General features: G+C 65.6%; 24 protein-coding genes. 11 read left to right on the plus strand and 13 right to left on the minus strand.

The window, feature by feature from the left end:
* Window positions 1–112: 112 nt before the first annotated feature.
* Window positions 113–535, minus strand: coding sequence for a DUF6163 family protein (locus OSH10_RS17755; protein ID WP_266333281.1), 423 nt, complete (start codon window positions 533–535; stop codon window positions 113–115).
* Window positions 532–1,572 carry an enoyl-CoA hydratase/isomerase family protein gene (locus OSH10_RS17760; protein WP_266333282.1) on the minus strand — a complete coding sequence of 347 codons (1,041 nt, stop codon included), beginning with the start codon at window positions 1,570–1,572 and terminating at the stop codon, window positions 532–534. Before OSH10_RS17760 ends, OSH10_RS17755 begins: the two co-directional genes overlap by 4 nt.
* 298 nt (window positions 1,573–1,870) lie before the next feature.
* Between OSH10_RS17760 and OSH10_RS17765 the strand changes: the two genes are divergently transcribed.
* The 6 genes from OSH10_RS17765 to OSH10_RS17790 all read left to right on the plus strand — a co-directional run bounded on the left by OSH10_RS17765 (window position 1,871) and on the right by OSH10_RS17790 (window position 8,364).
* Window positions 1,871–3,163, plus strand: coding sequence for a hemolysin family protein (locus OSH10_RS17765; RefSeq protein WP_266333284.1), 1,293 nt, complete (start codon window positions 1,871–1,873; stop codon window positions 3,161–3,163).
* 96 nt (window positions 3,164–3,259) lie between these two features.
* Window positions 3,260–4,279 carry a porphobilinogen synthase gene (gene hemB / locus OSH10_RS17770; protein ID WP_266333285.1) on the plus strand — a complete coding sequence of 340 codons (1,020 nt, stop codon included), beginning with the start codon at window positions 3,260–3,262 and terminating at the stop codon, window positions 4,277–4,279.
* 13 nt (window positions 4,280–4,292) lie between these two features.
* Entirely contained in the window at window positions 4,293–5,669 is a 1,377-nt protein-coding gene (locus OSH10_RS17775; protein WP_266333286.1) for a branched-chain amino acid ABC transporter permease, read from the plus strand.
* A gap of 14 nt (window positions 5,670–5,683) precedes the next feature.
* A complete protein-coding gene (locus OSH10_RS17780; RefSeq protein ID WP_266333287.1) occupies window positions 5,684–6,931 on the plus strand; it encodes a threonine ammonia-lyase in 1,248 nt (415 codons plus the stop codon).
* 87 nt (window positions 6,932–7,018) lie between these two features.
* Window positions 7,019–7,519: an RDD family protein gene (locus tag OSH10_RS17785; protein WP_266333288.1), complete on the plus strand. Its 501-nt coding sequence runs from the start codon at window positions 7,019–7,021 to the stop codon at window positions 7,517–7,519.
* 86 nt (window positions 7,520–7,605) lie between these two features.
* Window positions 7,606–8,364 carry an arginyltransferase gene (locus tag OSH10_RS17790; protein WP_266333290.1) on the plus strand — a complete coding sequence of 253 codons (759 nt, stop codon included), beginning with the start codon at window positions 7,606–7,608 and terminating at the stop codon, window positions 8,362–8,364.
* A 154-nt stretch (window positions 8,365–8,518) separates the two neighbouring features.
* On the opposite strand, the gene parC is transcribed toward OSH10_RS17790, so the two are convergent.
* Together parC and puuE are read right to left on the minus strand one after the other, a co-directional pair.
* Window positions 8,519–10,777, minus strand: a complete 2,259-nt coding sequence (parC, locus tag OSH10_RS17795) for a DNA topoisomerase IV subunit A (RefSeq protein WP_266333292.1) — start codon at window positions 10,775–10,777, stop codon at window positions 8,519–8,521.
* 61 nt (window positions 10,778–10,838) lie between these two features.
* A complete protein-coding gene (gene puuE / locus OSH10_RS17800) occupies window positions 10,839–11,750 on the minus strand; it encodes an allantoinase PuuE (RefSeq protein WP_266333293.1) in 912 nt (303 codons plus the stop codon).
* A 180-nt stretch (window positions 11,751–11,930) separates the two neighbouring features.
* Here puuE and OSH10_RS17805 point away from each other — a divergent pair, with 180 nt between their 5' ends.
* On the plus strand, window positions 11,931–12,122 hold the full coding sequence (locus OSH10_RS17805; protein WP_266333294.1) for a hypothetical protein: 192 nt from the start codon (window positions 11,931–11,933) through the stop codon (window positions 12,120–12,122).
* A gap of 87 nt (window positions 12,123–12,209) precedes the next feature.
* On the opposite strand, the gene pssA is transcribed toward OSH10_RS17805, so the two are convergent.
* The 4 genes from pssA to OSH10_RS17825 all read right to left on the minus strand — a co-directional run bounded on the left by pssA (window position 12,210) and on the right by OSH10_RS17825 (window position 17,592).
* Window positions 12,210–13,034, minus strand: coding sequence for a CDP-diacylglycerol--serine O-phosphatidyltransferase (gene pssA / locus OSH10_RS17810; RefSeq protein ID WP_266333295.1), 825 nt, complete (start codon window positions 13,032–13,034; stop codon window positions 12,210–12,212).
* A 1-nt stretch (window position 13,035) separates the two neighbouring features.
* Window positions 13,036–13,785 carry a phosphatidylserine decarboxylase gene (locus tag OSH10_RS17815; RefSeq protein WP_266333297.1) on the minus strand — a complete coding sequence of 250 codons (750 nt, stop codon included), beginning with the start codon at window positions 13,783–13,785 and terminating at the stop codon, window positions 13,036–13,038.
* Window positions 13,786–13,900: 115 nt separating this feature from the next.
* Window positions 13,901–15,838 carry an ABCB family ABC transporter ATP-binding protein/permease gene (locus tag OSH10_RS17820; RefSeq protein WP_266333298.1) on the minus strand — a complete coding sequence of 646 codons (1,938 nt, stop codon included), beginning with the start codon at window positions 15,836–15,838 and terminating at the stop codon, window positions 13,901–13,903.
* A gap of 134 nt (window positions 15,839–15,972) precedes the next feature.
* Window positions 15,973–17,592 carry a LysM peptidoglycan-binding domain-containing protein gene (locus tag OSH10_RS17825; RefSeq protein ID WP_266333300.1) on the minus strand — a complete coding sequence of 540 codons (1,620 nt, stop codon included), beginning with the start codon at window positions 17,590–17,592 and terminating at the stop codon, window positions 15,973–15,975.
* Between the two features lie 231 nt (window positions 17,593–17,823).
* Here OSH10_RS17825 and OSH10_RS17830 point away from each other — a divergent pair, with 231 nt between their 5' ends.
* Complete coding sequence (locus OSH10_RS17830) at window positions 17,824–18,426, plus strand: LOG family protein (RefSeq protein ID WP_266333301.1); 603 nt, start codon at window positions 17,824–17,826, stop codon at window positions 18,424–18,426.
* Between the two features lie 162 nt (window positions 18,427–18,588).
* Here the strand turns inward: OSH10_RS17830 and cimA are convergent, their stop codons facing one another.
* The 3 genes from cimA to cysS all read right to left on the minus strand — a co-directional run bounded on the left by cimA (window position 18,589) and on the right by cysS (window position 22,075).
* A complete protein-coding gene (gene cimA, locus OSH10_RS17835) occupies window positions 18,589–20,193 on the minus strand; it encodes a citramalate synthase (protein ID WP_266333303.1) in 1,605 nt (534 codons plus the stop codon).
* On the minus strand, window positions 20,190–20,402 hold the full coding sequence (locus OSH10_RS17840) for a CysS/YqeB C-terminal domain-containing protein (protein ID WP_266333304.1): 213 nt from the start codon (window positions 20,400–20,402) through the stop codon (window positions 20,190–20,192). The genes cimA and OSH10_RS17840 overlap by 4 nt, the downstream gene beginning before the upstream one ends.
* A gap of 164 nt (window positions 20,403–20,566) precedes the next feature.
* Window positions 20,567–22,075 carry a cysteine--tRNA ligase gene (gene cysS / locus OSH10_RS17845; protein ID WP_266333305.1) on the minus strand — a complete coding sequence of 503 codons (1,509 nt, stop codon included), beginning with the start codon at window positions 22,073–22,075 and terminating at the stop codon, window positions 20,567–20,569.
* A 463-nt stretch (window positions 22,076–22,538) separates the two neighbouring features.
* Here cysS and OSH10_RS17850 point away from each other — a divergent pair, with 463 nt between their 5' ends.
* From OSH10_RS17850 to OSH10_RS17860, 3 genes are all read left to right on the plus strand, one after another.
* Window positions 22,539–22,724: a hypothetical protein gene (locus OSH10_RS17850; RefSeq protein WP_266333306.1), complete on the plus strand. Its 186-nt coding sequence runs from the start codon at window positions 22,539–22,541 to the stop codon at window positions 22,722–22,724.
* Between the two features lie 93 nt (window positions 22,725–22,817).
* Entirely contained in the window at window positions 22,818–25,103 is a 2,286-nt protein-coding gene (locus tag OSH10_RS17855; protein WP_266333307.1) for an NADP-dependent malic enzyme, read from the plus strand.
* 128 nt (window positions 25,104–25,231) lie between these two features.
* A complete protein-coding gene (locus OSH10_RS17860) occupies window positions 25,232–25,798 on the plus strand; it encodes a hypothetical protein (RefSeq protein ID WP_266333308.1) in 567 nt (188 codons plus the stop codon).
* Here OSH10_RS17860 and OSH10_RS22940 read toward each other — a convergent pair.
* Both OSH10_RS22940 and OSH10_RS17865 read right to left on the minus strand, forming a co-directional pair.
* Window positions 25,746–26,018, minus strand: coding sequence for a hypothetical protein (locus OSH10_RS22940; protein WP_323181629.1), 273 nt, complete (start codon window positions 26,016–26,018; stop codon window positions 25,746–25,748). The genes OSH10_RS17860 and OSH10_RS22940 overlap by 53 nt on opposite strands.
* Before the next feature lie 34 nt (window positions 26,019–26,052).
* Entirely contained in the window at window positions 26,053–26,433 is a 381-nt protein-coding gene (locus tag OSH10_RS17865) for an MgtC/SapB family protein (protein WP_266333309.1), read from the minus strand.
* Between the last annotated feature and the right edge of the window lie 40 nt (window positions 26,434–26,473).

Here is a 26,473-nt window from a genome sequence, read left to right on the forward strand (position 1 = left end):
ATCTTAAGGATCAGGCTTAACGTCTGCTTACCTCGCAAGTTGGCATTCGAAACGGTTCTTATCGTTAAAAACTTACTATCCGGCCCGTGCGAAGCCAGGCGACGCCTGGCTTTCAGCCGGCGGCCGCTTCGTGCCGCCGGCTCATGACCAGCAGTCCAACGAACACCAGCAGTGACACGACATGGAAGGAAACGATCAGCCAGTCGAAGCCGAACGTGTCGGCGAACACCGTGTGCATCGCCACTTCGAACATCGCGATATAGACCCAGATCACATTGCCCCAGGCGACCCGCATCCACAGGCCCACGGCCGCGACGAGGTCGACGACGGCGAGGTTGATGGTGACGAACCTCCACTGGTTCGACATCGTCTCCAGGCTCCAGCCATCATCCTGGAACACGCCGGCGATATAGAGCCAGTGCCGCAGCCCGAGCAGCAGCAGGATGGCCGCCACGCCCCGCAGATAGACGTTCAGCGCCAGATCATAGGGATTGTCCGGCTCGCTGGGGAGCTGGGTGACTTCATTGTCCATCATGGCAGCGGAATGTCTCCGTCGAGGGGAGCCACGAAGTGCCCTTCGATCACGCCCGGGTCAACTGCATCCAGCGTAGCAGGGTTCCAGCGCGGCGACTGATCCTTGTCGACCAGAGCCGCCCGCACGCCTTCATAGAAGTCGTGCCCGTCGAGGATCGCGTTGGCGATGCGCCAATCGAGCCGGATGCAGTCTTCGAAGGCGAGCTCGCCGGCGGCGCGGATCTGCCGCAGCGCGATCCGCAGGCTGGTCGGTGATTTGCCCCGGATCGCGGCGGCCGTGCCGCCGCCCCAATCCGCCAGCGGCCCCTGCAGGGCGTCCAGCCGGGCCAGGATCGATTCGACCGAGCCGGTGGCGAAGACGGCCTCAATGGCGGGGGCCAGCGAACCGAGCGTTTCCGGCGCCGCCGGCTCGGCAAACTCGGAGATCACAGCGTCAACATCCTCCGCCTCGCCTAGGCGGGCGACGATGGTGTCAAAGGCGGCGGCGGGCGCGGCATGGGTCGCAATGCCGGCATGGATCGCATCGCCGCGCGCGAGACGGATGGCGCCAAGCGCGCAATAGAGCCCGACCTGGCTCGGCATGCGCGAGAGGAAGAAGCTGGAACCGACATCCGGGAAGAAGCCGATGCCGGTTTCCGGCATGGCGAATACGGCCTTCTCGGCGAAGACGCGGTGCGAGCCGTGCACCGAAATGCCGGCGCCGCCGCCCATGACATAACCATCGACCATCGCGACATAGGGCTTGGGAAACGCCTTGATCGCGGCATTCAGCCGATATTCCGCCTCGAAGAACGCCTTCTGCGCGGAAGATCCCCGCCCGGCCTCGTAGACGGCGCGGATGTCGCCACCGGCGCAGAAGGCGCGGCCGACCGCCCGCACGATGACGAGGCGGATCTCCGGATCGCTCCGCCAGCCTTCAAGTGTCTGGGCGAGCGCGGTCACCATTCGATGTGACAGGGCATTGAGCGCGCCCGGGCGGTTCAGCGTGACGAGGCCGGCATGTCCCCGGCGTTCGAAAAGGATCTCTGGCTCAGCCATCTTGCCTCCGGCGCGCGAAGCGTGGATCGTAAGCCGGACATAGGGAGGGGCAAGGGCGCTTGGCCCGCCGTCCCCACCTCATTCGGTACAGGCTGCAATTTCCGCGATGCGGCGATGGAAGCATCTCTCCGCTGGCGAGAACTCGCGGCGTTCGATATGATCGCCGCCATGTCGAGATAGCGTATGCGAAGCTTTGCTCTGGAGCGGGACCTTGTGGTTCGGCTTGCCAGTCCTTTTTTCCATGTCCAAACGGATAAGATGGTGCCCTTTTCAATGATTGCCGCGCGCTAAACGACACATGCCCTGGCAAGACCTTCTGATCATCGCTGTGTTGATCGCTTTCAACGGCTTCTTTGCGCTTTCCGAGATCGCCGTCGTTTCATCCCGCCCTGCCCGACTGCAGTTCATGGCCAGCGAAGGGGTCGGCGGCGCCACCGCCGCGCTCAAGCTGGCGGAGGACCCAACCGGCTTCCTGTCGGCGGTGCAGATCGGCATCACCCTGGTAGCGATCCTGTCGGGCGCTTTTGGCGAGGCCGCGCTCGCGACGCCGCTGAACGACTTCCTGCTCTATGAATTCCCGAGCCTCGGCGACCGCGCCTCGACCATCGCGACGGTCATCGTGGTCGTCGGCCTCGCCTATTTCTCGCTGATCGCGGGCGAGCTGGTGCCGAAGCGCCTGGCGCTGACCAATCCCGAGCGGCTTGCCTGCTTCGTGGCGCGGCCGGTCGGACTGCTGGCGCGCGTGGCCCTGCCGATCGTCTGGTTCCTGCGCCTCTCGACCAACACCGTGCTGCGCCTTCTCGGCAAGCAGGAGAATGACGAGCGCGGCGTCACCGAGGAAGAGGTCAAGACCATGATCGCGGAAGGCACCGAGGCAGGCGTCTTCCATCAGGCCGAGCGCGATATGATCGAGGCGGTGATCCGCGTCGCCGACCGCTCGGTCCGCACCATCATGGTCGCCCGACCGGACGTGGTCTGGCTCGACATCGAGGATTCGCCCAGCGACATCCGCGACGCCGTGATCGAATCCGGCCATTCGCGCTTTCCCGTCAGCCGTGGCGAGATCGACGCGGTGATCGGCATCGTCCACGCCAAGGACCTGCTGGAGCAGATCTACAAGGGCCAGACCGTCGACCTGACGCCGGTCATCCGCGAGCCGCTCTATGTCGACGAGCGCATGCCGATCCTGAAGGTGCTCGACCGATTCAAGACGTCGAACGTCCACATGGCCGTCGTGCTCGACGAGTATGGCAGCTTCCAGGGCGTCGTGACGCCGATGGACATCCTGACCGCGATTGCCGGCGACATGCCCGAACACGAGGGCGATGACGTCCCGGACGCCACCCAGCGCGCCGACGGATCCTGGCTGATCGACGGCAGCGCCCCGATCGACAGCGTCGAACGCACGCTGGCGCTGAAGCTGGTCGACAGCGACGAGGATTTCGCCACCATGGCCGGCTTCATGCTGAACCATTTCGGCCACATCCCGGTGCCGGGCGAGTTGTTCAGCTATGAGGGCTGGATCTTCGAGGTGGTTGACCTCGACGGCCGGCGGATCGACAAGGTTCTCGTCCGAAAGAGCGACAGCTAGGCCGCTCCGTCTCATCCGGAGGCGCGACAGTGCGGCGCTTGCCGCCGGTTTTTCCGGTGCTAACGTCCCGCCGCCGCGCCTTCCAAGGAAATCAGCATGACCCGTCACTCCTTCACCCCGCCCGACATGAATGCGATTCTGGGCGGCCGCCGCCTGCGACGCAATCGCAAGGCGGAATGGTCCCGCCGCCTGGTGCGCGAGACGGTGCTGACGGTGAACGACCTGATCTGGCCGATCTTCCTGGTCGAGGGCACGAATGTCCGCCAGGACGTCGCCTCGATGCCGGGCGTGCAGCGTCTTTCCGTCGATCAGGCCGTGGTCGAAGCCGAGACGGCGGCGGCGCTGGGCATTCCCGCCATCGCGCTGTTCCCCTTCACCGAGCCGTCGCTGCGCGATCCGACCGGCTCCGAATCGCTGAACCCGAACAATCTCGTCTGCCGCGCCTGCCGCGCCATCAAGGCGGCGGTGCCGGAGATCGGCCTGATCACCGACGTGGCGCTGGATCCCTATACCAGCCACGGCCATGACGGCGTCATGGAGGACGACCGGATCGTCAACGACGCCAGCGTGGCCCTGCTCGTACAGCAGGCGCTCGCGCAGGCCGAGGCGGGCGCCGATGTCATCGCTCCGTCCGACATGATGGACGGCCGTGTCGCAGCGATCCGCGAAGTGCTCGATGATGCCGGCTTCCTCGACGTGCAGATCATGGCCTATTCGGCCAAGTATGCCTCGGCCTTCTACGGCCCGTTCCGCGACGCGATCGGGACGTCGAAGACGCTGATCGGCGACAAGCGCACCTACCAGATGGATTTCGGCAATACGGACGAGGCTTTGCGCGAGGTAGAACTCGACATTCAGGAAGGGGCTGACATGATCATGGTCAAGCCCGGCATGCCCTATCTGGATGTGGTGCAACGGGTGAAGGAGACCTTCGCCATGCCGACCTTCGCCTATCAGGTGTCCGGGGAATACGCGATGCTTCAGGCCGCGGCCCGGAACGGCTGGATCGACGGTGACCGCGCCTTCATCGAGAGCCTCGCAGCCTTCAAGCGGGCGGGGGCGGACGGTATCCTGACCTACTTCGCGCCGCTCGTCGCTCCCTTCCTCCCTCGCTGAACGGGCCGCGCGAATGAGGGGGGCGGTACGATCGGCCGCGATCGCGGCGCTCCTCTTCTGCGCGGCCGCGCTGCTTTCCGCCTGCGGCGAGATCGACCGCCAGCAGGCACGGATCTGCGTCGCGGTCGCGACCGCCGTGGCGCCGGAAAACCAGAAGGTCACCATCCAGTCGGTGATCCCGCTTACCGGCGTGAGCCATGCGGTCCGGGTCAATTACAGCGTCCCCAGCATGCCGCTGCCTCTCTATGTCGACTGCGCCTTTGGCGGGGGCACGCTGGAGATGGGCCGGCGCGACGTCATCGGCGTGCGCGGCTATGACGGCGCGCTCTCCGAGCGGCAATTGCTGACCCTCTATCGCTGGTTCCTGTCCAGCGACGATGCCATTGCACGCGCCGTCGCCGAGACCAACTGGCAGCCATCCAGCATCCAGCTCCTCTCCTGGGCACCGCCCAAGGCGGTCGGCTTCGCACTCCAGCAGCTCACCAACATTCTGGCGCTCGCGGCGCTCTATTCGCCGCTGGCGCTCGCCTATGCCCTGGTCTACGGCCTGATCCGCCGCATCAACATGGCGTTCGGCCAGATCGCCGTCATCGGCGGCTATGGCGCGCTGTTCGGCATACTGGCGGCGGGCGGCATTCCGTCCTTCGGGCTGCTTGCCACTGTGGCGCTGGCGATCGCCAGCGCGATCGGCCTGGCTGCGCTCTGGGGCTGGCTGGTCGGACGGACGGTCGTTTCGCCGCTGGAGGGGCGGCCGGACCGCGCCTTCATCATCGCCACGATCGGGCTCGGCATCGCGCTCTCGGAAATGCTGCGCCTGACCCAGGGCGCGCGCGACATCTGGATCGAGCCGATCCTGGAAACGCCGGTCACGCTCACCGGGGGTGACTTTCCGGTCGTCATCCCGGAAATGCGCCTGCTGATCATCGCCTCGGCCCTGATCATCCTGCCGGCCGTGCTCGCCTTCATGCGGGTCTCGCGCTTTGGCCGCGCCTGGCGCGCCGTGGCGGATGACCGGGTCATGGCGCGCCTCGCCGGCATCCATACGTCGGCTGTCACGGCGACGACGATGGTGCTGGCATCGGTCCTGACGGCCGGCGGCGGTCTCGTCATGGCCTTCAGCTATGGCACCATCAGCTTCTCGGCGGGGCTGATGGTCGGCCTGAAGGCGCTGCTGGCCAGCCTGGTTGGCGGCGCGGGTTCGCTCGTCGGCGCCGTGCTCGGCGGCCTGCTGATCGCCACGCTCGAAACGCTCTGGTCCGCCTATTTCGAATCGACCTCGCGCGACATCGTCGTTCTCTCCGTCCTCACCCTGCTCTTCCTGCTGCGTCCCAACGGCCTGCTTGGCCTGGGCCAGGCGCTGGAAGAGGGGCGCGGGACGCGCCTGTCCTGATCCCCGGAGGCTCCATGCCCGACGCATCCAAGACCCCCTCGCCGGCCCGCGCGATTCCCACGCTGGATGACATTCGCGACGCGGCGCGGCTGATCGATGGCGTCCTGATCCGGACGCCCTTCCTGCCCGCCCCGCGCCTGTCGCGGCTGACGGGCGCCGAGGTCTACGTCAAATACGAGAACCTGCAGGTTACCTCGGCCTTCAAGGAGCGCGGCGCTCTGGTCAAGCTTCTGTCGCTAACCCCAGAGGAACGCGCCAATGGCGTCGTCGCCATGTCGGCCGGCAACCATGCCCAGGCCGTCGCCTATCACGCCCAGCGGCTCGGCATCCCCGCCACCATCGTCATGCCGAAGACGACGCCCTTCGTGAAGATCGAGGCGACGCAGGCTTTCGGGGCAAAGGTCGTGGTCGAGGGCGAGACGCTGGCCGCCTGCCAGCAGATCGCCGCCAGCATTGCCAACGAGACCGGCGCAGTCTGGGTCCATCCCTATGACGACCCGCATGTCATCCGTGGTCAGGGCACGATCGCGCTCGAGATGATCGAGGACGGGCCGAAACTGGATTGCATCCTGGTGCCGGTCGGCGGCGGCGGCCTGATCGGCGGCATTGCCATCGCCACCAAGGCACTTTCGCCCGACACGGAGATCATTGGCGTCGAGACCGAGCTCTACCCCTCGATGCGGGCGGCCCTCGACGGGGTCGAAGGCGAATGCGGCGGCAACACGCTCGCGGAGGGCATCGCCGTCAAGAATGTCGGCGTCCTGACGCTCGAGATCGCCCGGCGCTTCGTCGACGACGTCGTGCTGGTGTCGGAGACAACGATCGAACGTGCCGTGAACGCTTATCTGACACTGCAGAAGACGATGGCGGAAGGCGCCGGCGCCGCCGGTCTCGCCGCGATGCTGGCCGATCCAGACCGTTTCCGCGGGCAGCGCGTCGGACTGGTACTGTGCGGCGGCAACATCGATCCACGCCTCGCCGCCTCGATCATGGTGCGCGAACTGGCGCGGTCCGAGCGCATTGTCGCCGTCCGCATGACCATTCCCGACCGGCCGGGCGTGCTGGCCGACATCGCCCAGACGATCGGCAATTGCGGCGGCAACATCCTCGAAGTCTCGCACCACCGCCACCTGCTGACGGTGCCGGTCAAGGGCGCCAGCCTCGACGTCACGATCGAAACACACGGGCCCGAGCATGCGGGCGAGATCGTCGCCGCGCTGGAGGCGCGCCAGTATTCGGTGGAGCGCATGGATCCTCCCTGATCCCGGGAAGCATCGCGGAGCGACTTCTTGTATGAAGAACCGGCATTGCCCATCTATTCGAGCATGGGACAGTACCAGGAAATCGACATGACGCACTATGACGACGCCTATCGCTATAATGGCATGGTCTTCGACCCGGTGCGCGAACCGGAACTCTTCGACGGCGTGCTGTCGAAGCGCTTTTTCGCGTTCATCATCGACGCCATTCTGGTCGGCGTTTTCCTGCTGATCGCCTCGTTGGTGATCATCGCGATGGGCGTCTTCACGCTCGGCATCGCCTGGCTGCTGTTCGGCCTGCCGTTGTTCGCCATCGTGGCCCTGCTCTATGTCGGTCTGACGTTGGGCGGCCCCAAGGCGGCCACGCCCGGCATGCGCATGGCCGGCGTCACGATCCGCAGCACCGACGGCCAGCGCATCGGCCCGATCATCGCCGCCGCGCATTCGCTGATCTTCTGGTTCTCGGTCTCGGTGCTGACGCCGCTGGTCCTGCTGGTTGGGCTGTTTTCCAACCGCAAGCGCCTGCTGCAGGACATGCTGCTCGGCACCGTGATCCTCAACGCCGGCCCGCTGACGCGCACCCGGCGCTGATTGTCTTCCATCAGAATTCCCTTTGGGCACCGGGCGCAGGCGTATTATCGTTGCTGCATGCCTGAATCGTCCGGGCCCGTTGTGCGATGACCCAGCATTCGACCGACACGCCGCAGTTCTTCCTGACCGCGCCATCGCCCTGCCCGTATCTGCCGGGGCAGATGGAGCGGAAGGTGTTCACGCATCTCGTCGGCGAGAAGGCCTCCGCCCTCAATGAAATCCTGACGCAGGGCGGTTTCCGCCGCAGCCAGAACATCGCCTATCGCCCGGCCTGCGAGGCCTGCAAGGCCTGTGTGTCGATCCGCGTGCCCGTCGACCAGTTCGTGACCACGCGCAGCTTCCGCCGCGTGCTGGAGAAGAACAGCGACCTGATCGGCACGCGCGTCGACGCCGCGCCGACCTCCGAGCAATATTCGCTGTTCCGCGCCTATCTGGATGCCCGCCATTCCCAGGGGGGCATGGCCGACATGACGGTGCTCGACTACGCCATGATGGTCGAGGACACCCATGTCGACACGATGCTGGTCGAATACCGATTCCGTGGCGCCGACAGCGGCATCACCGGCGAGGGCGAGGGGCCGCTGATCGCAACCGCCCTCACCGACCTGCTCTCGGACGGCCTGTCGATGGTCTATTCGTTCTATGAGCCGGACCTGATCGACCGGTCGCTCGGCACGCTGATGATCCTCGACCACATCCGCCGCGCCCGGCGCATGGGCCTGCCCTATGTCTATCTGGGCTACTGGGTCGATGGCTCGAAGAAGATGGCCTACAAGGCCCGCTTCAAGCCGCAGCAGCATCTCGGCCCCCGCGGCTGGGAGCCGGCAGGCCAGAGCAGCGATTGATCGCTGCGTAACAGGCCAGGGAAGCCCCTCACCCAACCCTCTCCCCCGAGCGGGCGAGGGCTTTCCGCCGCAGCGCTCCATCGATGTCGAGACCCAGCAAGCGGCGTAGCACTCCCTCTCGCGGGAGTGGGTTGGGGTGAGGGTCCAAATGCCCCTATTTCAGCGGCGGCGTTCCAAAACTGTTGGTCTTGGGGAATTTGTCCGGCGGCAGACGGCCGGCCTGGCCACGTTCGGCGATCCAGTCGCGCAGTTCTTCGGCCGTACGGGTGAAGCTGCGGCCGGATGAATCCATCCAGGTCAGCCCCTCGGCCCTCGAGAACATGCGGATATCGGAAGGGCCGCCGTCCTTGTAGCGCTGCAGCCGCACGCCCTTGCCGCGCGTCATCTCCGGAATCTGCTCGGCCGGGAAGATCAGGAACTTGCGGTTCTGGCCGATGATGGCGACGAGGTCGCCCGCCGCCTCGACGCAGATCCGCGCCTCCTCGGTGCCGTCGACATTCAGCACCTGCTTGCCCTTGCGGGTATTGGCAATGACGTCGGTCTCCGGAACGACGAAGCCACGGCCATCGGTCGAGGCCAGCAGCAGCTTGCGGCCAGGCTTGTGGACGAATACCGTGACGATGTCCTGGGCGTTGTCCATATCGACCATGAGGCGGATCGGCTCGCCATGGCCGCGCCCGCCGGGCAGCTTGTCGGCGCCAAGCGTGTAGAACTTGCCGCCGGTGGAGAACACCAGCAGCTTGTCCGTGGTCTCGGCGTGGAACGCCATCTTCAGCCCGTCATCGGTCTTGAAGGTCAGCGTGGTGAAATCGCTGACATGGCCCTTTAGCGCGCGGATCCAGCCCTTTTCCGAGACCACCACGGTGATCGGCTCGCGCTCGATCATCGACTGCTGGATATCCTCGACGTCATGCGACGGCGCGTCGGCGAAGCCGGTGCGGCGCTTGCCGAGCAGCGTCTCCGGGCCGAAGGTCTTGCGGACCTCCTTGATCTGCCAGGCCACCGTCTTCCACTGCTTGTCCTCGGAGCCGAGCAGCGACTCGATCTCCGCCATCTCGGCCGAGAGCTTCTCGTGCTCGCTGCGGATCTCGAATTCCTCGAGCTTGCGCAGGGAGCGCAGGCGCATGTTGAGGATCGACTCGGCCTGCAGGTCGGTCAGCGAGAAGGCCTTCATCAGATCCTGTTTCGGCTCATCCTCGTAGCGGATGATCCGGATTACCTCGTCGAGGTTCAGGTAGGCGACGAGATAGCCTTCCAGCACTTCGAGCCGGTGCTTGATCTGCGCCAGGCGGAAGGCCGAGCGGCGCAGCAGCACCTCGCGGCGGTGCTCCAGCCACTCGCGCAGCACCTCCGAAAGCGTCATCACCTTCGGCACGATGCCCTTCGAGAGGACATTCATGTTGAGCGAGATGCGGCTTTCGAGCTCGGTGAGCTTGAAGAGCGATTCCATCAGCAGCGCGGCGTCGACCGTGCGGGCACGCGGCTCCAGCACGACGCGGATATCCTCGGCCGACTCGTCGCGCACATCCGCCAGCAGCGGCACCTTTCGAGTCTGGATCAGCTCGGCGATCTTCTCGATCAGGCGCGATTTCTGCACCTGATAGGGGATCTCGGTGACGACGATCAGATAGGTGCCACGCCCCTGGTCCTCGACATGCCAGCGCGCGCGAACGCGGAAACCGCCCTTGCCGGTGCGATACGACTCGATGATCTGCGCCCGGTTGTCGACGATGATGCCGCCAGTCGGCAGATCCGGCCCCTGGACGTGCTGGACCAGTTCCTCGGCCGTTGCGTCGGGGTTCTTGATCAGAAGCAGCGAGGCGTCGCAGAGTTCGGCGATGTTGTGCGGCGGCACCGAGGTCGCCATGCCGACCGCGATGCCGGAGGTGCCGTTGGCGAGCAGATTGGGGATGCTCGCCGGCAGGACAACCGGCTCCTTCAGGTCGCCGGAATAATTCTCGCGGAAATCGATCGCGTCCTCGTCGATGCCTTCGAGCAGCATCTGCGCGACTTCGGTCATGCGCGCTTCGGTGTAGCGGTAGGCCGCCGCGCCGTCGCCGTCGATGTTGCCGAAATTGCCCTGGCCGTCGACCAGCGGATAGCGCGAGGAGAAATCCTGCGCGAGGCGCACGAGCGCGTCATAGATCGACTGGTCGCCATGCGGATGGAACGAGCCCATCACGTCACCGACGATCTTGGCCGATTTCTTGAAGGCCGAATCCGGGCTGAGGCGCAGCAGGTGCATGCCGTAGAGGATGCGGCGATGGACGGGCTTCAGCCCGTCGCGCGCATCCGGCAACGCCCGACCCATGATGGTCGAAAGGGCGTAGGCGAGGTAGCGCTCTTCAAGCGCCTCGCGGAGATTGATCGTTTCGACATGGCCGCCGTCTGGCGGAATCAGCGCTTTTCCCATGCCTGATGGGAGTAACCGCAGAATTCAGCCATTTCAAGGGAAAGCGGCCGGCCGCTGCCGTTTATGCCGGCCTGTGGTGTGCGTGCCAGTGCCAGGCGATGTCGATGCGGCGCGGGATCCAGACCTTCTCCTTCGACGCCACATAGTCGACGAAGCGGGCCAGCGCCGCGGCGCGTCCCGGACGGCCGACGAGGCGGCAGTGAAGACCGACGCTCATCATCTTCGGAGCACCCTGCTCGCCCTCCTCATAGAGCACGTCGAAAGCGTCCTTGAGATAGGTGAAGAACTGGTCGCCCGAGTTGAAACCCTGCGGCGTGGCGAAGCGCATGTCGTTGGTTTCGAGCGTGTAGGGGATGATCAGATGCGGCCCGTTCGGCCCCGTCACCCAATAGGGCAGGTCATCGGCATAGCTGTCCGAGGAATAGAGGAAGCCGCCCTCCTCCATCAGGATCTTCAGCGTGTGATCGGAGGGCTTGCCCTGATAGAAGCCGAGCGGACGCGAGCCGGTGACTTCGGTGTGCAGGCGGATCGCCTCGAGGATGTGACGGCGCTCCTCTTCCTCCGAGAAGTCCTTGTATTCGAGCCAGCGCAGGCCGTGGCTGGCGAGTTCCCAGTCCGCTTCCTTCATGGCGGCGACCGCTTCCGGATTGCGCGCCATGGCCTGGGTCACGCCATAGCAGGTGACCGGCACCTGGCGGCTGGTGAACATCCGCCACAGGCGCCAGAAGCCGGCGCGCGAGCCATATTCGTAGATCGATTCCATGTTCAGGTTGCGCTGGCCGACCCAGGGCTGGGCGCCGACGATTTCCGACAGCAGCGATTCCGAGGCCTTGTCGCCGTCGAGGATGCTGCTTTCGCCGCCCTCCTCGTAATTGACGACGAACTGCACGGCGACATTCGCCCCGCCCGGCCATCTGGGATCGGGCGTGTTGCGGCCATAACCGATCAGGTCACGCGGATAGGAAGTCGTCATGCTGGCCCCGGATTATCGAAATGGTTATCGCGGCCCCGAGGTCGGCGGCGCGTCGTGGCTGCATCTCAGGGATATCAGCGTTAACGCGCCCCGCCGATTCACGCGGCATTAACCTACATGGCTCAAAATCTAAACAATTGGTAGCGACCGCCTGCTGCCACCGTCCCCAAGGAGGGCAGAATGCAGTCCGCGCACACGCAGTTCCAGGCTACCAGCCTTCCCGCCGATGATCCCCGCTTCATGGCGGCGCTCGACCTGCAGATCGCCCAGATGCGGCGCGTCCTCGAATTGATGGCGCCGAGCACGATCGACGCAGCCTTCACGCATGTGCCGTTCGACGAGCGCATGCAGGCCGTCGCCAGCCACGGCTGAACGAAAAAAGGCCCGATCCGCGGCAAGCGGCGTTCGGGCCTCCTTCGTTTCAGAACCCGAAGAGTCGATGACTTTTCGGGTTTTTCGTCATGTGCCGAGGTTGTTCTGCCGCATCTGCGCCGCATCCTCGCGCATATGCCTGCGCCAGGCGCGCCAGCCGAGCGGCAGCACGACCAGATAGGCGATCGCGCCGACGGTCAGCACATGCCACGGATAGCTGAACAGCATCGCCGCCAGCACGACGACGAAGACAAACAGCGGCAGAACGACTTCTCGCGATACCCCACCGAACTTCTTGCCCGACCACGTCGGCAAGCGGCTGACCATCAGCAGGCCGACCGCGATCGTGTAGACGAGCACCACCGGGGCGGTGAAGCGCCCATGCGGCAGGTCCAGATATTCCAGATAGACCGGCAGCAGCACGATCAGCGCGCCCGCCGGCGCCGGCACGCCGACGAAAAAGTTCGCCTGCCAGTCCGGCTTGTTGGGGTTGTCGATCGCGACATTGAAGCGGGCGAGCCGCAGCGCCGCGCAGATCGCGAAGACGAGCGCGGCGATCCAGCCAAGCGACCGCACCTCGTCCAGGGCCCAGGCATAGAGCAGGATCGCGGGAGCGACGCCGAAATTGACGAAGTCGGTCAGCGAATCCAGTTCCGCGCCGAAGCGCGAGGTCGAGCGCAGCATGCGCGCGACGCGGCCATCGATGCCGTCGAGCACGGCTGCGACGACGATCATGGCGATCGCCTCGCCATACCGCGCTTCGATCGCCATGCGGATCGCCGTCAGGCCGGCGCAGAGCGCCAGCAGCGTCACCAGATTGGGCAGGATCATCCGAAACGGGATCTGACGGCGGGGACGCGGGCGCTCGCCCTCCTCGTCGTCGGGATCGAACGGCGGAAAGATCGTTTCCATATCAGTCGATCCGGACGCCGGAGGCTGCGCCGCTGCTGGCCGTGCCGAAGCGGGCCAGAACGGTTTCGCCGGCGATCGCCGTCTGGCCTTCCGCGACGAGCGGAACGGCGCCCTCCGGGAGATAGACGTCGAGGCGCGAACCGAAGCGGATCAGGCCGAAGCGCTCGCCGGCGGCCAGCATCTGGCCTTCCCGGGTGAAGCAGACGATACGCCGCGCCACGAGGCCGGCGATCTGCACGACGCCGAGCTGGCCGTGGGCGCTGTCGATGACCAGGCCGTTGCGCTCATTGTCCTCGCTCGCCTTGTCCAGCTCGGCATTCAGAAACTTGCCGGGCTTGTAGGCGATGCGGTGGACGCGGCCGGCGACGGGGGCGCGATTCACATGGCAGTTGAACACGTTCATGAAGACAGAAATCCGCACGCGCGGCGCGGTTCCCAGCTCCAGCTCCGGCGGCGGCACGACGGGGCCGACGGCCGAAACGCGACCGTCGGCCGGGCTGATGACCAGATCCGGATCGATCGGCGTCACGCGCGGCGGGTCGCGGAAGAAATAGACGCACCAGGCGGTCAGGATCAGGCCGAGCCAGAACAGCGGCCCCCATAGCCAGCCTAGGAACAGGGTGACGAAGGCGAGGATGGCGATGAAGGGATAGCCTTCGCGGTGGATCGGTACGAAATTCGCCCGGATCGATTTCAGCACAGAATCCATGCCTTGCCCTGTCTCCTGATAAAGTCGCGTCCGGTAAACCATGGATCGGCCGAGGTGTGAAGCCGCCCCGCCCGTTTCCCGCCGTCGCGGACGAGGCACCCCCACCTCTCCCTGAGGGAGAGGTAAGAGACCCGAGGCCGCCTGAACAGGTCTTGGTTCAGCCCACCGTTTCCAGTCCGGCCTTCGGTCCGCGCACGACGATTCCCAGCGTGTCCGTCTCCTGCACCCGGCGCAGGCGCTCGGCGGCCTCGTCGGCCTCACGCTGGCGATCCCACATCGAGGCGTACAATCCGCCCTGCAGCATCAGCTCGCTATGGCGGCCGCGTTCGATGATCTTGCCCGCCTCCAGCACGATGATCTCATCGGCGGTCACGACTGTCGAAAGGCGATGCGCGATCACCAACGTGGTGCGTCCGGCGGAAACCCGGTCGAGCGCTCCCTGGATCTCGCGCTCGGTGTGGGTGTCGAGCGCCGACGTCGCCTCGTCGAGCACGAGGATCGGCGGCGCCTTGAGGATCGTGCGGGCGATCGCCACGCGCTGCTTCTCGCCGCCGGAGAGCTTCAACCCGCGCTCTCCGACTTCCGAATCGAAGCCATCGGGCAAGGTTTCGATGAAACCCGCGATCTGCGCCATCTGCGCGGCCTCGCGCACTTCGTCCATCGATGCGCTCGGGCGGCCATAGGCGATGTTGTAGGCGATGGTGTCGTTGAACAGCACCGTATCCTGCGGCACCATGCCGATGACCGCGCGGACGCTCGCCTGCTGGACATCGCGGATATCGACGCCGTCGATCGTGATGCGGCCCGCCGTGACGTCGTAGAAGCGGAACATCAGCCGCGAGATGGTCGACTTGCCCGCGCCGGACGGTCCGACGATCGCAACCGTCTTGCCGGCGGGCACCTCGAAATCGACTCCCTTGAGGATTTCGCGCGCCGGATCGTAGTGGAACGAGACGTTCTCGAACCGCACCGACCCCTGCTTGACCACGAGCGCGGGCGCGTTCGGCTTGTCCTGCACCTCTTCCGGCATTTCGAGCAGGCTGAACATCGCCTCGACATCGGCCAGCCCCTGCTTCAGCTCACGATAGACCGTACCGATGAAATTCAGCGGGAAAGAGAGCTGGACCAGCAGCGCGTTGATCATGACGAAATCGCCGATGGTCTGCTCGCCGCGCATGATCGCCGCGCCGGAGAGCGCCATGCAGATGGTCATGCCCGTGGTGAAGATAACCGTCTGGCCAAAATTGAGCCAGGCAAGCGAGGTCCATGTCTTGATCGAGGCTGCCTCGTAGCGCTCGAGCGACTTGTCGTAGCGGTCGGCTTCCATCTTCTCGTTGCCGAAATACTTGACCGTCTCGTAGTTGAGCAGCGAGTCCACGGCCTTGGCATTGGCGTCGGTATCGGACGCGTTCATCTCACGCCGGATCGCGATGCGCCAGTTCGAGGCGACGATCGTGAACCAGACATAGGCGACGATCGTCACGGCGATGACGGCGACATAGGTCAGGTTGAACTGCCAGGCGATGACGACCGCGGCCAGCAGGAACTCAAGCAGGGTCGGAAAGGCGTTGAGGATGACGTGGTCGACGATCGAGTCGATGCCCTTCATGCCGTGGTCCATGGTCCGCGACAGCCCGCCCGTGCGCCGCTGCAGATGGAAGCGCAGCGACAGGCGGTGCATGTGGACGAAGGCCCGGCGGCCGAGCTTGCGGATCGCGTTTTCGCTGACCCGCGCGAACAGCGCATCGCGCATCTGGTTGAAGGCGTTGAGCAGGATGCGCCCGACGCCATAGGCGACCACCAGCATGATCGGAACGGTAATGATCAGAGCCAGACCCGACTTGTCGCCGGCGGCGTTGGCGGGCGAGACGAGCGCGTCCGTCGCCCATTTGTACAGGAACGGGATACAGACCGTCAGGACCTTGGCAAGCACCAGGATGACGAGCGCGCCGACGACGCGGATCTTCAGGTCGTTGCGGTCCTTCGGCCAGATATAGGGCCAGAGGCTGACAATCGTGGAGAACGCGGTCGCGTCCTTCTCTTCATCCGGCACGCCCTTGGCGGGCTGCGAGGTGGCGCTGTTGTTCGCGCTCATTGGCAATTCTCCAGATTATCGCGGACGGCCATCGCGCCATGCGCAACGGCAAAACCGCGCCTCGGAGCGGATCCGGGCGCGGTGGAAGACGGGAGCGCGCGATCCGCGCGCTCCGCACACATGGTGCCTGCGGTTCAGTTCGTCCAGTTGGCGTCGCCGGTCGGCAGCACGAAGGTCTGGCCGGGATAGATCAGGTCCGGATTGCGGATCTGGTCGTTGTTCGCCTCGTAGATGGTCGAAAAGCGGATGCCGCGACCATAGAGACGCCGCGAGATGCGCCAGAGATTGTCGCCACGGCGGATGATGACGTTCTGCGGCGCTGGCACGTTGCCATCGGCATTGGCGCCGCCGGCGCCACCGCCGGCCGCGACCGGCACCAGCACGGCCTCGTCCGGGCTGCGCTCGAACGGCACCTCGGCGCGGGCCACGACCTTGCCGGTGTCGCCCTCGAGCTGGTCGGCGCGCACGACGCGGCGGCCGGGCTCGACCGTCTGCGGGGCCTCGAGCAGCCAGCGACCGCCCTCGCCCGGCTTGGCGACGCCCACCGGCTTCTCGTCGACATAGACGCGGACGGGCGCCTTGGTCTTGGCCGAGCCGGCCACGAACAGCTTGCCGTCCTCGACCTCCACGGCATCGACCGTCACCTTGGGCGCCTCAGAGTGCGCAGCCGCGTCGGCGGACTTGGCATCGGCCGGCGCAGCCGGCTTGGCGGCGATCGCCGCATCGGCGGGCGCGGCGGCCGATGCACCGGCGGTTGCGTCCGGCTGGGCGGCCTTGTCGGATTCGGCGAGCGTATCCGCGCCAGCGGGCGCATCCGTCTTGGCAGCATCCGTGTTGGGCGCTGCATTCGCGGTGGCCGCAGAATCCGGCTTCGCGGGGGTATCGGCGGTGGCCGCAGCGGTGGCTTCGCCGGGCGCATTCGACGTGGCGGGTGCTCCGGCAGGGCCTGCCGGCGTTGCGGCAGCGGGCGGTGTCGACTCGTTCGCATTCGGCGCGACCGAATCCGGCGTCGCCGCCGCGACCTTGGTTTCGGCCTTGGCGGCGTCCGGCTTCTGCAGCACCTTGCTGGCGGCATCCGGCGTGTTCAGCACGACGAGCGCCTCGCCCTTGCCGGGCTCCTGCACCTGAACAGCAACGCTCTGCTCGGACAGGGTTTCGGTTTTCTTGTCGGGCGAGGTGGTGCGGATCGAAAGATCATGCGTGCCGGCGGCCAGCGGCTTCTCCACCGCCATCGCCCATTCGCCGCGCTCATTCGCTTCGGCGGTGGCGATCGGCGCGGATCCATCCAGCAGCTCGACCTTGGCCTTCGGTGCCGCGAGGCCGGCGACGACGGTTTCGCCCGTCGGCTCGACGCGGACGATATCGAAGCTGGGCGCCGTAGTCTCGGCCGGAACCGCTGCCGGCTTGCTGGCCTCTGTCGACGCGGCCTTCGGATCGGTAGCGGGGGCGGAAATGGCAGCGGTCTGCGTGGTCTGGTCGCTGCTTCCGTCTGCGGTCTTGGCAGGCGTGGTCTGGGCCGTCGCGTCTTCCGCTGGCTTGGCGCTCCCATCGGCAGCCGGGCCCGTCTTCGCAACCGGTGTCGTATCGGCGGCCTTGTTCCCCGGCGTCGCCGGCGCGGCATCCGACGTCGTCGCCGTCGTCGAAGCGGGCTTCGCAACGAGGCCGTAATAGCCCCCGACCAGAATGGCAGCGATTGCCACTACGCCGGCAACGCGGCCGGAAGTCGTCGGTCCGGGAGGTGTCTTTTCAGCCATCGATGCTCAAACCTGTCGCTCAAAACGGAACAGCTGCCGGGTTGCACGCCCCGCGGCCCCGACTTCCCCTGCTGGATCGCGCCGATTCTTCGGCTGTTTCTCCAGCATTTCACCGAACTGTTATACCCGCTTTCCGCATCGCGACAAGGCAGCGAAACCGCAGTTTCCGAGGCTCTGTGGCGCATTTGCCTTCCGCTTGACGGTCGCCGTCGCGGATGCGAGGAAGGCCTCATGACACAGCTCTCCTCGATTTGCGTCTACTGCGGTTCGTCCGCAGGCGACGACCCGATCTATGCCGAATCCGCCGAGCGGCTTGGCACGACCATGGGTGAAGCCGGCCTTGGCCTCGTCTATGGCGGCGGCGCCATCGGCCTGATGGGCATCACCGCGCGCTCCGTGATGGCGGCAGGCGGCCACGTCATCGGCATCATCCCGCAGTTCCTCAAGGAGCGGGAAGTGATGCTGGAGACGGCGCACGAACTCGTCGTGACCGAGGACATGCATGAGCGCAAGCGCATCATGTTCGAGCGCGCCGACGCCTTCGTGGCGCTGCCGGGCGGCATCGGCACGCTGGAGGAGCTGGTCGAGATGATGACCTGGGCCCAGCTCGGTCAGCACAGGAAACCGGTCCTGATCGCCAATATCAACGGCTTCTGGGACCCGCTGATCGCGCTGCTGCGCCACATGGCGGACGCCGGCTTCATCCGCAACGGGTTCGAAGTGAGCTACCTCGTCGCCAACACGGCCGAAGAGATCGTGCCGAAGCTGTTGGCCGCCGCGCCGGCCAAGCCCGCGCCGCACGCCGCCGAACCGATCCCGATCGCCGATCTCTGAGGCCGATCGACGGAAGGAAGGGTCCCTCTGCCCCTCTCCCGCGCGCGACAGAGGGTACCGGCCGAACCCCTCCTTCCAGAGAGGCTTTACCCTCGCGCCCCCGCGCCGGCGGAAAAGCCCTCGCCCGCTTGCGGGCGTGGGTTTAGTGAGGATCTTGACTGCCTACGCCGTTGCCGGCTTCGCGCCGGCGCGCACCAGCTTGTAGATGATCGCGTCCAGCAGCGCCTCGAACGAGGCGTCGACGACGTTTTCCGAGACGCCGATGGTCATCCAGCTCTCGCCGGTCTCGTCGCGGGTTTCGATCAGCACGCGGGTCACGGCCTCGGTGCCGCCGTTCAGGATGCGCACCTTGTAGTCGATCAGTTCCAGGCCCGCGATGATATCCTGGTAGACGCCGAGATCCTTGCGCAGCGCACGATCGAGCGCGTTGACCGGACCATTGCCCTCCTCGACCGTCAGCAAGCGCTCGCCGCCGACGATCAGCTTGACCACGGCCTCCGAGACCGAAATCTGCTTGCCGACCGCGTTGAAGCGGCGCTCGACCGTGACGTGGAAGCTCTCGACCGTGAAGAAATCGGGCACGTTGCCCAGCGTGCGGCGCGCCAGCAGCTCGAACGAGGCATCGGCGCCTTCATAGGAATAGCCGACCGCCTCGCGCTCCTTCACCTCGGAAAGCAGCGCGTCGAGACGACGATCCGTCTTGTCGACGGGGATGCCCAGCCGCGCCAGCTCGGCGAGCAGGTTCGACCGGCCCGCCTGGTCAGAAACCAGCACGCGGCGATGGTTGCCGACCGATTCCGGCTTCACATGCTCGTAGGTGCTCGGGTCCTTGACGATGGCCGAGGCATGGATGCCCGCCTTGGTCGCGAAGGCCGAGGCGCCGACATAGGGCGCTTGCCGGTTGGGCGCCCGGTTGACGATCTCGTCGAAGCGGTGCGAAAGCGCCGTCAGCCCCTGCAAGGCTTCCCTCGTCACGCCGATCTCGAACTGGTCCGCGTAGGCGGGCTTCAGCATCAGGGTGGGGATGATCGAAGTCAGGTTCGCGTTGCCGCAACGCTCGCCGATGCCGTTCAGCGTGCCCTGGATCTGGCGCGCGCCGCCTCGGACGGCGGCGAGCGAATTGGCGACCGCCTGCTCGGTGTCGTTATGCGCGTGAACACCCAGATGATCGCCCGGTATGACCTTGGCCACCTCGCGCACGATGCGCTCGACCTCTTCCGGCAGCGAGCCGCCATTGGTCTCGCAGAGCACGATCCAGCGCGCGCCGGCCTCATAGGCCGTCCTGGCGCAGGCGAGCGCATAGGTCGGGTTGGCCTTGTAGCCGTCGAAGAAATGCTCGCAATCGACGAGCGCTTCCTTGCCGCTCGCGACCGCCGCCTCGACCGACTGGCGGATGCCCTCGAGGTTCTCGGCCTCCGTGGCGCCGAGCGCCACCTTGACCTGATAGTCCCAGGTCTTGGCGACGAAGCAGATCGCGTCGGAGGCGGCGGCGAGCAGCGTGTTGAGGCCGGGATCGTTGGAGAGGCTGACCCCTGCCCGCTTGGTCATGCCGAAAGCGGTGAATTTTGCCCGCGCCGTGCGCTTCTCGGTGAAGAAGCGCGTGTCGGTCGGATTGGCGCCGGGATAGCCGCCCTCGACATAATCGACGCCAAGCGCGTCGAGCATGCCGGCGATCAGGACCTTGTCCTCGACCGAGAAATCGACGCCATTGGTCTGCGCCCCGTCGCGCAGCGTCGTATCGAACAGATAGAGGCGTTCTTTCGTCATTCCGCTTCTTCTTCCGGCGCAGCCTTGGGATCCCATGTCGTCCAGAACTCGCCGGTCGCCTCATCCTTGCCGTCGATGATGACGAGACCCATGGCGTCGAGCTGCTTGCGGATGGTGTCAGCCTTGGCGAAATCCTTGGCCTCGCGCGCGGCGATGCGGTCGGCAATGAGCTGTTCGATCAGGGCTTCGTCGAGCGGAATCTTGGTCATGGTGGTGTCTTTCTGGTTGGCGCGCGGTTAGCGCGCGCGTGAATCTGTTTGGCGGTCGGCGCGACGGGCGTCAGGGCGAGCCGCCAACGGCACCCCACTCGCCGTCAGCCCCGCGAAGGCGGGGATGGCGCCGGAGGGAGCGGTCAGGCAGGAGGCCGGCGGGCTCAACGTTTCACCTCCCACGTGGTGACGATCTCGCCGGACACCGGGTCCTTGGCGTCCTTCAGCGTGATGCCCATGCCGTCGAGTTCGGCGCGGATACGATCGGCCTCGGCGAAGTTCTTGGCGCGGCGGGCGTCCAGGCGGGCGACGATGTACGCTGCGATCTCGGTTTCGCCCGGACCTTCCTGGACTTCGACGCCGTAGGAATAGATCTCGGCCGAAGCCTCGCCGTTCCAAAGCCCAAGGAAGCGCATGGAACGCGCCAGCTTGGTCGCCGCTTCAATATCGCCCTTCTGCCGCGCCCAGGACGCCATCAGCGCCTTGGCCTCGGAGAAGTTCAAATCGTCGGAAAGCTTCTCGACCAGCTCGGCCGGCGGCTCGTCGCTGTCGGAGGGATCCGCGCCTCTCACAAAGTCGATCCAGTCGGCGAGCTGCTTGCGCGCCTCGACCAGTCGCTCGGCGGTAAAATCGATCGGCTGGCGGTAATGCGTCGTCAGCATCGCAAAACGCAGCACATAACCGTGCCAGACATTGTCGCCAAAGCTTCCCGTTTCCAGCAGCTCGCGGATGGTGACGAAGTTGCCGAGGCTCTTCGACATCTTCTCGCCTTCCACCTGCAGGAAGCCGTTATGCATCCAGATATTGGCCATGCGCGGCGCGCCGAAGGCGCAGCAGGACTGCGCGATCTCGTTCTCGTGGTGCGGGAAGACGAGATCGATGCCGCCGCCATGGATATCGAAGGTGTTCTTGATCGGGTCGTCGCAATTCAAGCCGCCGCCGAAGGGTTCCAGCAGCTTGGCCATCGACATGGCCGAGCACTCGATGTGCCAGCCCGGGCGGCCGCGGCCTTCGATACCGGCCGGTGACGGCCAGCCCGGCTCGTTCTCGGCCGAAGGCTTCCAGAGCACGAAATCCATCGGCTCCTTCTTGTAGGGCGCCACGTCGACCCGTGCGCCCGCCAGCATCTCGTCGAGCGAGCGCCGGGCGAGCGCGCCGTAGCGCGGCAGCGTGCCGTTCAACCGGTCCATCGCCGAGGGCGAGAACAGGACATGGCCTTCCGCGACATAGGCGACGCCGCGCTCGACGAGGCGCTCGATCATCGCCTTCATGCCGTCGATATGCTCGGTCGCGCGCGGCTGCTCCGTCGGCGGCAGGCAGCCGAGCGCCGCCACATCCGCCTGGAACTGCGCGTCGGTCTTTTCCGTCACCAGGCGGATCGCCTCGTTCAGCGGCAGGTCGGGATAGTCGATCGCGGCGCGGGCGTTGATCTTGTCGTCGACGTCCGTGATGTTGCGGACATAGGTGACGTGGTCGGCGCCATAGACATGGCGCAGCAACCGGAACAGCACGTCGAAGACGATGACCGGGCGCGCATTGCCGATATGGGCGAAGTCGTACACCGTCGGCCCGCACACATACATGCGGACGCGGTCCTTGCCCGAGGCATCGCGGAAGAGCGGCCTGAGCTCGTCCTTTTCCTTCGTCAGCGTATTGTAGAGGCGCAGAGTCATTGAACGATCCCGAATGAACACAAGCCCGCCGGGCCTTGGGCGTTCGTCTCTATCGGAATGGAACAGAGGAACGGCCTCAGCCAGCGTGCGCTAGCCGGTAATAATCCCGCAGCAGATAATGCCGTTGAAACGCGGAAAAGCCGTCATATCAGCGTGATGACGGAAATCCGACGGAGCGTCAAGCAGCCGGTCGCGAACTCGGCCGGAATTGACCCCGCCCACGTGCATGGCCCACCCGTCTGGTGAGGGCTTTCAGCCATTCCGGTTGGCCTGAGGCGGCATCGCCCCATTTCCGCTCCCGTTTCCACAGTCCCGCCATCAGCGTCACCAAAACCCTAAGATCGGGACAATTTTAATCAAATCGAAATCATTCCGAACGCAATCTAAACGCAGGTTTCAGGTCGGGTTCAGCTAAGGGGGAGCAGGATCCGACGATCGACCAGGGCTTCTGGAGTATCGCGTCATGGCCACCCGTTCGTTCTTCGCCGTCACCCTCTTCGCCACGCTGATCGGAATCGGCCTCGCCGAGCTGGTGCAGCGCCCGGCACACTCCGACATCCGCGATCCGCGCGCCTCCGCCATCAGCATGTGCATGAGCAAGGGCGTCGCCTGCGGCGTCGCGACGCGCTCGAACTTCGCGGCCTTCTGACCACCATTCGCTCGCCTCGCTGGCCCCGATCGGCTACGACGGATCCCTGGCAGGCAAGCTGCCATCCATCCGTATCGTTCGCAGGCAGGACTAATGACCGACAAAAGCCCGGCGGGCGCTGATCTCGACGAGAGCGCGCTCTTCTATCACCGCTTCCCGCAGCCGGGAAAACTCGAGATCCGGGCGACCAAGCCGCTCGGCAATCAGCGCGATCTGGCACTGGCCTATTCGCCCGGCGTCGCCGCGCCCTGCCTTGCCATCGAAGCCGATCCCGCCAAGGCCTTTGACTACACCGCCCGCGGCAACCTCGTCGCCGTCATCTCGAACGGCACCGCCGTGCTCGGCCTGGGCGCGATCGGCGCGCTGGCCTCGAAGCCGGTGATGGAAGGCAAGGCCGTCCTCTTCAAGAAGTTCGCCGGTATCGACGTGTTCGACATCGAGGTCGACGAGCGCGACATCGACCGGTTCGTCGACGTGGTCGCCGCGCTGGAGCCGACCTTCGGCGGCATCAATCTCGAGGACATCAAGGCGCCGGAATGCTTCGAGATCGAGCGCAAGCTGCGCGCCCGGATGCAAATTCCCGTCTTCCATGACGACCAGCATGGCACGGCGATCATCGTTGGCGCGGCCGTCATCAACGGGCTGAAGCTCAAGGACAAGCCGATCACCGAGGCGAAGATCGTCTGTTCCGGCGCGGGCGCCGCGGCGCTCGCCTGCCTCCACCAGATGGTCGCGCTGGGCGCGAAGCTCGAAAACATCTGGGTCGCCGACATTGAAGGCGTCGTCTATCAGGGCCGCGAGGCGCTGATGGATCCGTGGAAGTCCGTCTTCGCGCAGAAGACCGACAAGCGGAAGCTGGCCGAAATCATCGATGGCGCCGACGTCTTCCTCGGCCTCTCGGCGGCCGGCGTGCTGAAGCCCGACATGGTCGCCCGCATGGCCGAGCGCCCGCTGATCCTGGCGCTCGCCAACCCCAAGCCGGAAATCATGCCGGACGACGCGCGCGCCGTGCGCCCGGACGTGATGATCTGCACTGGCCGGTCGGATTTCCCCAATCAGGTCAATAACGTCCTCTGTTTTCCTCACATCTTCCGCGGCGCGCTCGATGTCGGCGCGACGACGATCAACGAGGAAATGAAGCAGGCGGCTGTGCATGCGATCGCCGCGCTCGCCCAGGAGGAGCCGTCCGATGTCGTGGCGCAGGCCTATGGCGGCGTGCAGCTCTCTTTCGGGCCGGACTACCTGATCCCCTCGCCCTTCGATCAGCGCCTGATCCTGCGGATCGCGCCGGCCGTGGCGCGGGCCGCGATGGATTCCGGCGTGGCGACGCGGCCGATCACCGATTTCGACGCCTATATGGACCGGCTGACACGCTTCGTGTTCAAGTCCGGCCTGCTGATGAAGCCGATGGTGGCGGCCGCCAAGCAGGACGTAAAGCGCGTCATCTATGCCGATGGCGAGGACGAGCGCGTGCTGCGCGCCGCCCAGGTGGCGCTGGAAGACGGTCTGGCGCAGCCGATCCTGATCGGACGCCCCTCGGTGATCGAAACCCGCGTCAAGCGTTTCGGGCTTCGCTTCAAGCCGGGGGTTGATTGCGAGATCATCAATCCCGAGGACGACAAGCGCTATCGCGACTATGTCGATCTCTATCTCGAGAAGATGGGCCGGCACGGCATCACGCCCGAGGCGGCGCGCACCATCGTCCGTACGAATACGACCGCAATTGGCGCGCTGGCGCTGATCCGCAATGACGCCGACGCGCTGCTTTGCGGCCTTGAAGGCCAGTTCCGCACCAATTTCCGCGTCATCCGCGACATTATCGGCCTCAGGCCGGGCAGCCACGCCTATTCGGCGATGAGCCTCCTGATCAGTTCCGGCGCGACGACCTTCCTCACCGATACCTATGTCAACGAGAACCCGACGGCGGAGGAGATCGCGGAAGTCACCCGCCTCGCCGCCGACCACATCCGTCGCTTCGGCATCACGCCGAAGGCGGCGTTGCTGTCGCATTCGAACTTCGGTTCGCGCGACAACGCCTCGAGCGCCAAGATGCGGCGCGCGACGGAGTTGCTCTGGGAAACCGCGCCGGATCTCGAGGTCGACGGCGAAATGCATGGCGACTCGGCCCTCTCCGAGGCGCTGCGCGCGCGCGTGATGCCGAAATCCAAGCTGACCGGTGAAGCCAACCTGCTGGTCTTCCCGAATCTCGACGCCGCCAACATCACGATGAATGTCGTGAAGGTGATGACCGACGCGCTGCATGTCGGCCCGATCCTGCTGGGCGCCGCCAAGCCGGCCCATATCCTGACGCCCTCCGTGACCTCGCGCGGCATCGTCAACATGACGGCCCTCGCGGCCGTGGAAGCGCAAAGCGTCTGATTGCAACCGCCGGCACCCCCTTTGGGGTAGGCCGGCGCGCATCGGCGTGCTCTAAATCATGGCCGGTCCCGATGGGGCCGGCCATTGTTGTTTGCAGGCGCCTCCCTTTCAAAACGAGCCATGTCGCGATGACCAGCCCAGCTGACGAGACCGTCGATCTCTATCTGAGCGACATCCATAATTTCTTCCAGACGCCCGAAGTGGATCCGTTCCTCGGCGAAAACATCGAGGCCTCGGGCATCGATCAGTTGATCGACACGATGAACGCGCGCCCGAGCAGCCAGAAGGGCATTGGCAGCATCGTCATTCACCTGCCGGAGGCGATGATCACGCCCGACCTGCCCGCCCGGGTCAGCACCGCGATCACCAATTACTGCAACGCGCAGATCCGCCTTGCCGCGCAGAAGAAGCGCGAGACCTGGCTGGAGGGGCGCAAGGCGCTCCGTATCGGCCTGGTATTCTGGGCCATCTGCCTGGCGATGTCGCTGCTGTTCGAAGAGGTGATCTTCACGCGGCACGCGCTCGGCCGCCTGTTCGGCGAGGGCTTCATCATTGCGGGCTGGGTCGGTCTCTGGCGCCCGGCGGAGCTACTGCTCTACGACTGGCGGCCCTATTCACGCGAGATGAAGCGCCATGAGGAAATCAAGGCGATGAGCGTCCGCATCGTGCCGCGCGTCGCGGGCGAGACCAGCTGACGATCCCGCCATGAACCCAGCCAGGTCGGCTATTCCGGCGGGCTCGTCGATGTCCACTGGTCGAGAAGATCCGTGGCGACAGGCTCAGCTCGCCCACCAGCCCCTCGACGAGCCGATCCTCCTGCCTGTTGCTGTAGACAACCGCCCCCACCTCGACATTGCCGGTTTCGGCGATGCAATGGCTCTCCAATCCGTGCAGGCGCAGTTGCTGCACACGCATCGCCTTCAGCAGCTGGGCGCGGATCAACGCCTCGTCATGCGCGGCGCATTTCAACTCCGCAGCCGGACAGCAAGCCGATTGCGCCCGTGACACAGATCGTCGCGGCGCCACTCAACTCCCGCACGCTCAAACCATCGCGCATGATCAGCCCGGCGCCAAGAAGGCCTATGCCGGTCACGACCTGGCCGCCCATGCGAACATCGGTGGGACCGTCCAGGAGAATGGCGAGGGAGGTGAAAGCTGCGGCACCGAGCGCGACCAGGGCATGCGTGCTGAGGCCGGTATGGCGCTGACGCCATTGCCGTTCGAAACCGATCCTCATGCCGCACAGCAAGGCGACGATGAGATTGGGTAAGATCGATAGCGCGCTCGGGAAGCTCGCCGCCGGCAGGCATTCTGCATTCGGACGGATCAACGGACTGATCCAGCCTGTCTGGCATGGCAGGCCCGATTCA

This window comes from Kaistia defluvii (assembly GCF_026343955.1).
In the GTDB taxonomy this organism is placed as follows: domain Bacteria; phylum Pseudomonadota; class Alphaproteobacteria; order Rhizobiales; family Kaistiaceae; genus Kaistia; species Kaistia defluvii.

Bases quoted from the DNA above. Each gene is read 5' to 3' on its own strand.
- cimA (WP_266333303.1), bottom strand. From the start codon at position 20,193: ATGACGAAAGAACGCCTCTATCTGTTCGATACGACGCTGCGCGACGGG.
- OSH10_RS17765 (WP_266333284.1), top strand. From the start codon at position 1,871: ATGCCCTGGCAAGACCTTCTGATCATCGCTGTGTTGATCGCTTTCAAC.
- OSH10_RS17775 (WP_266333286.1), top strand. From the start codon at position 4,293: ATGAGGGGGGCGGTACGATCGGCCGCGATCGCGGCGCTCCTCTTCTGC.
- hemB (WP_266333285.1), top strand. From the start codon at position 3,260: ATGACCCGTCACTCCTTCACCCCGCCCGACATGAATGCGATTCTGGGC.
- OSH10_RS17830 (WP_266333301.1), top strand. From the start codon at position 17,824: ATGACACAGCTCTCCTCGATTTGCGTCTACTGCGGTTCGTCCGCAGGC.
- OSH10_RS17755 (WP_266333281.1), bottom strand. From the start codon at position 535: ATGATGGACAATGAAGTCACCCAGCTCCCCAGCGAGCCGGACAATCCC.
- OSH10_RS17815 (WP_266333297.1), bottom strand. From the start codon at position 13,785: ATGGTTTACCGGACGCGACTTTATCAGGAGACAGGGCAAGGCATGGAT.
- OSH10_RS17805 (WP_266333294.1), top strand. From the start codon at position 11,931: ATGCAGTCCGCGCACACGCAGTTCCAGGCTACCAGCCTTCCCGCCGAT.
- OSH10_RS17790 (WP_266333290.1), top strand. From the start codon at position 7,606: ATGACCCAGCATTCGACCGACACGCCGCAGTTCTTCCTGACCGCGCCA.
- OSH10_RS17760 (WP_266333282.1), bottom strand. From the start codon at position 1,572: ATGGCTGAGCCAGAGATCCTTTTCGAACGCCGGGGACATGCCGGCCTC.
- cysS (WP_266333305.1), bottom strand. From the start codon at position 22,075: ATGACTCTGCGCCTCTACAATACGCTGACGAAGGAAAAGGACGAGCTC.
- puuE (WP_266333293.1), bottom strand. From the start codon at position 11,750: ATGACGACTTCCTATCCGCGTGACCTGATCGGTTATGGCCGCAACACG.
- OSH10_RS17850 (WP_266333306.1), top strand. From the start codon at position 22,539: ATGGCCACCCGTTCGTTCTTCGCCGTCACCCTCTTCGCCACGCTGATC.
- pssA (WP_266333295.1), bottom strand. From the start codon at position 13,034: ATGGAAACGATCTTTCCGCCGTTCGATCCCGACGACGAGGAGGGCGAG.
- OSH10_RS22940 (WP_323181629.1), bottom strand. From the start codon at position 26,018: ATGCGTGTGCAGCAACTGCGCCTGCACGGATTGGAGAGCCATTGCATC.
- OSH10_RS17860 (WP_266333308.1), top strand. From the start codon at position 25,232: ATGACCAGCCCAGCTGACGAGACCGTCGATCTCTATCTGAGCGACATC.
- parC (WP_266333292.1), bottom strand. From the start codon at position 10,777: ATGGGAAAAGCGCTGATTCCGCCAGACGGCGGCCATGTCGAAACGATC.
- OSH10_RS17855 (WP_266333307.1), top strand. From the start codon at position 22,818: ATGACCGACAAAAGCCCGGCGGGCGCTGATCTCGACGAGAGCGCGCTC.
- OSH10_RS17785 (WP_266333288.1), top strand. From the start codon at position 7,019: ATGACGCACTATGACGACGCCTATCGCTATAATGGCATGGTCTTCGAC.
- OSH10_RS17840 (WP_266333304.1), bottom strand. From the start codon at position 20,402: ATGACCAAGATTCCGCTCGACGAAGCCCTGATCGAACAGCTCATTGCC.
- OSH10_RS17820 (WP_266333298.1), bottom strand. From the start codon at position 15,838: ATGAGCGCGAACAACAGCGCCACCTCGCAGCCCGCCAAGGGCGTGCCG.
- OSH10_RS17780 (WP_266333287.1), top strand. From the start codon at position 5,684: ATGCCCGACGCATCCAAGACCCCCTCGCCGGCCCGCGCGATTCCCACG.
- OSH10_RS17825 (WP_266333300.1), bottom strand. From the start codon at position 17,592: ATGGCTGAAAAGACACCTCCCGGACCGACGACTTCCGGCCGCGTTGCC.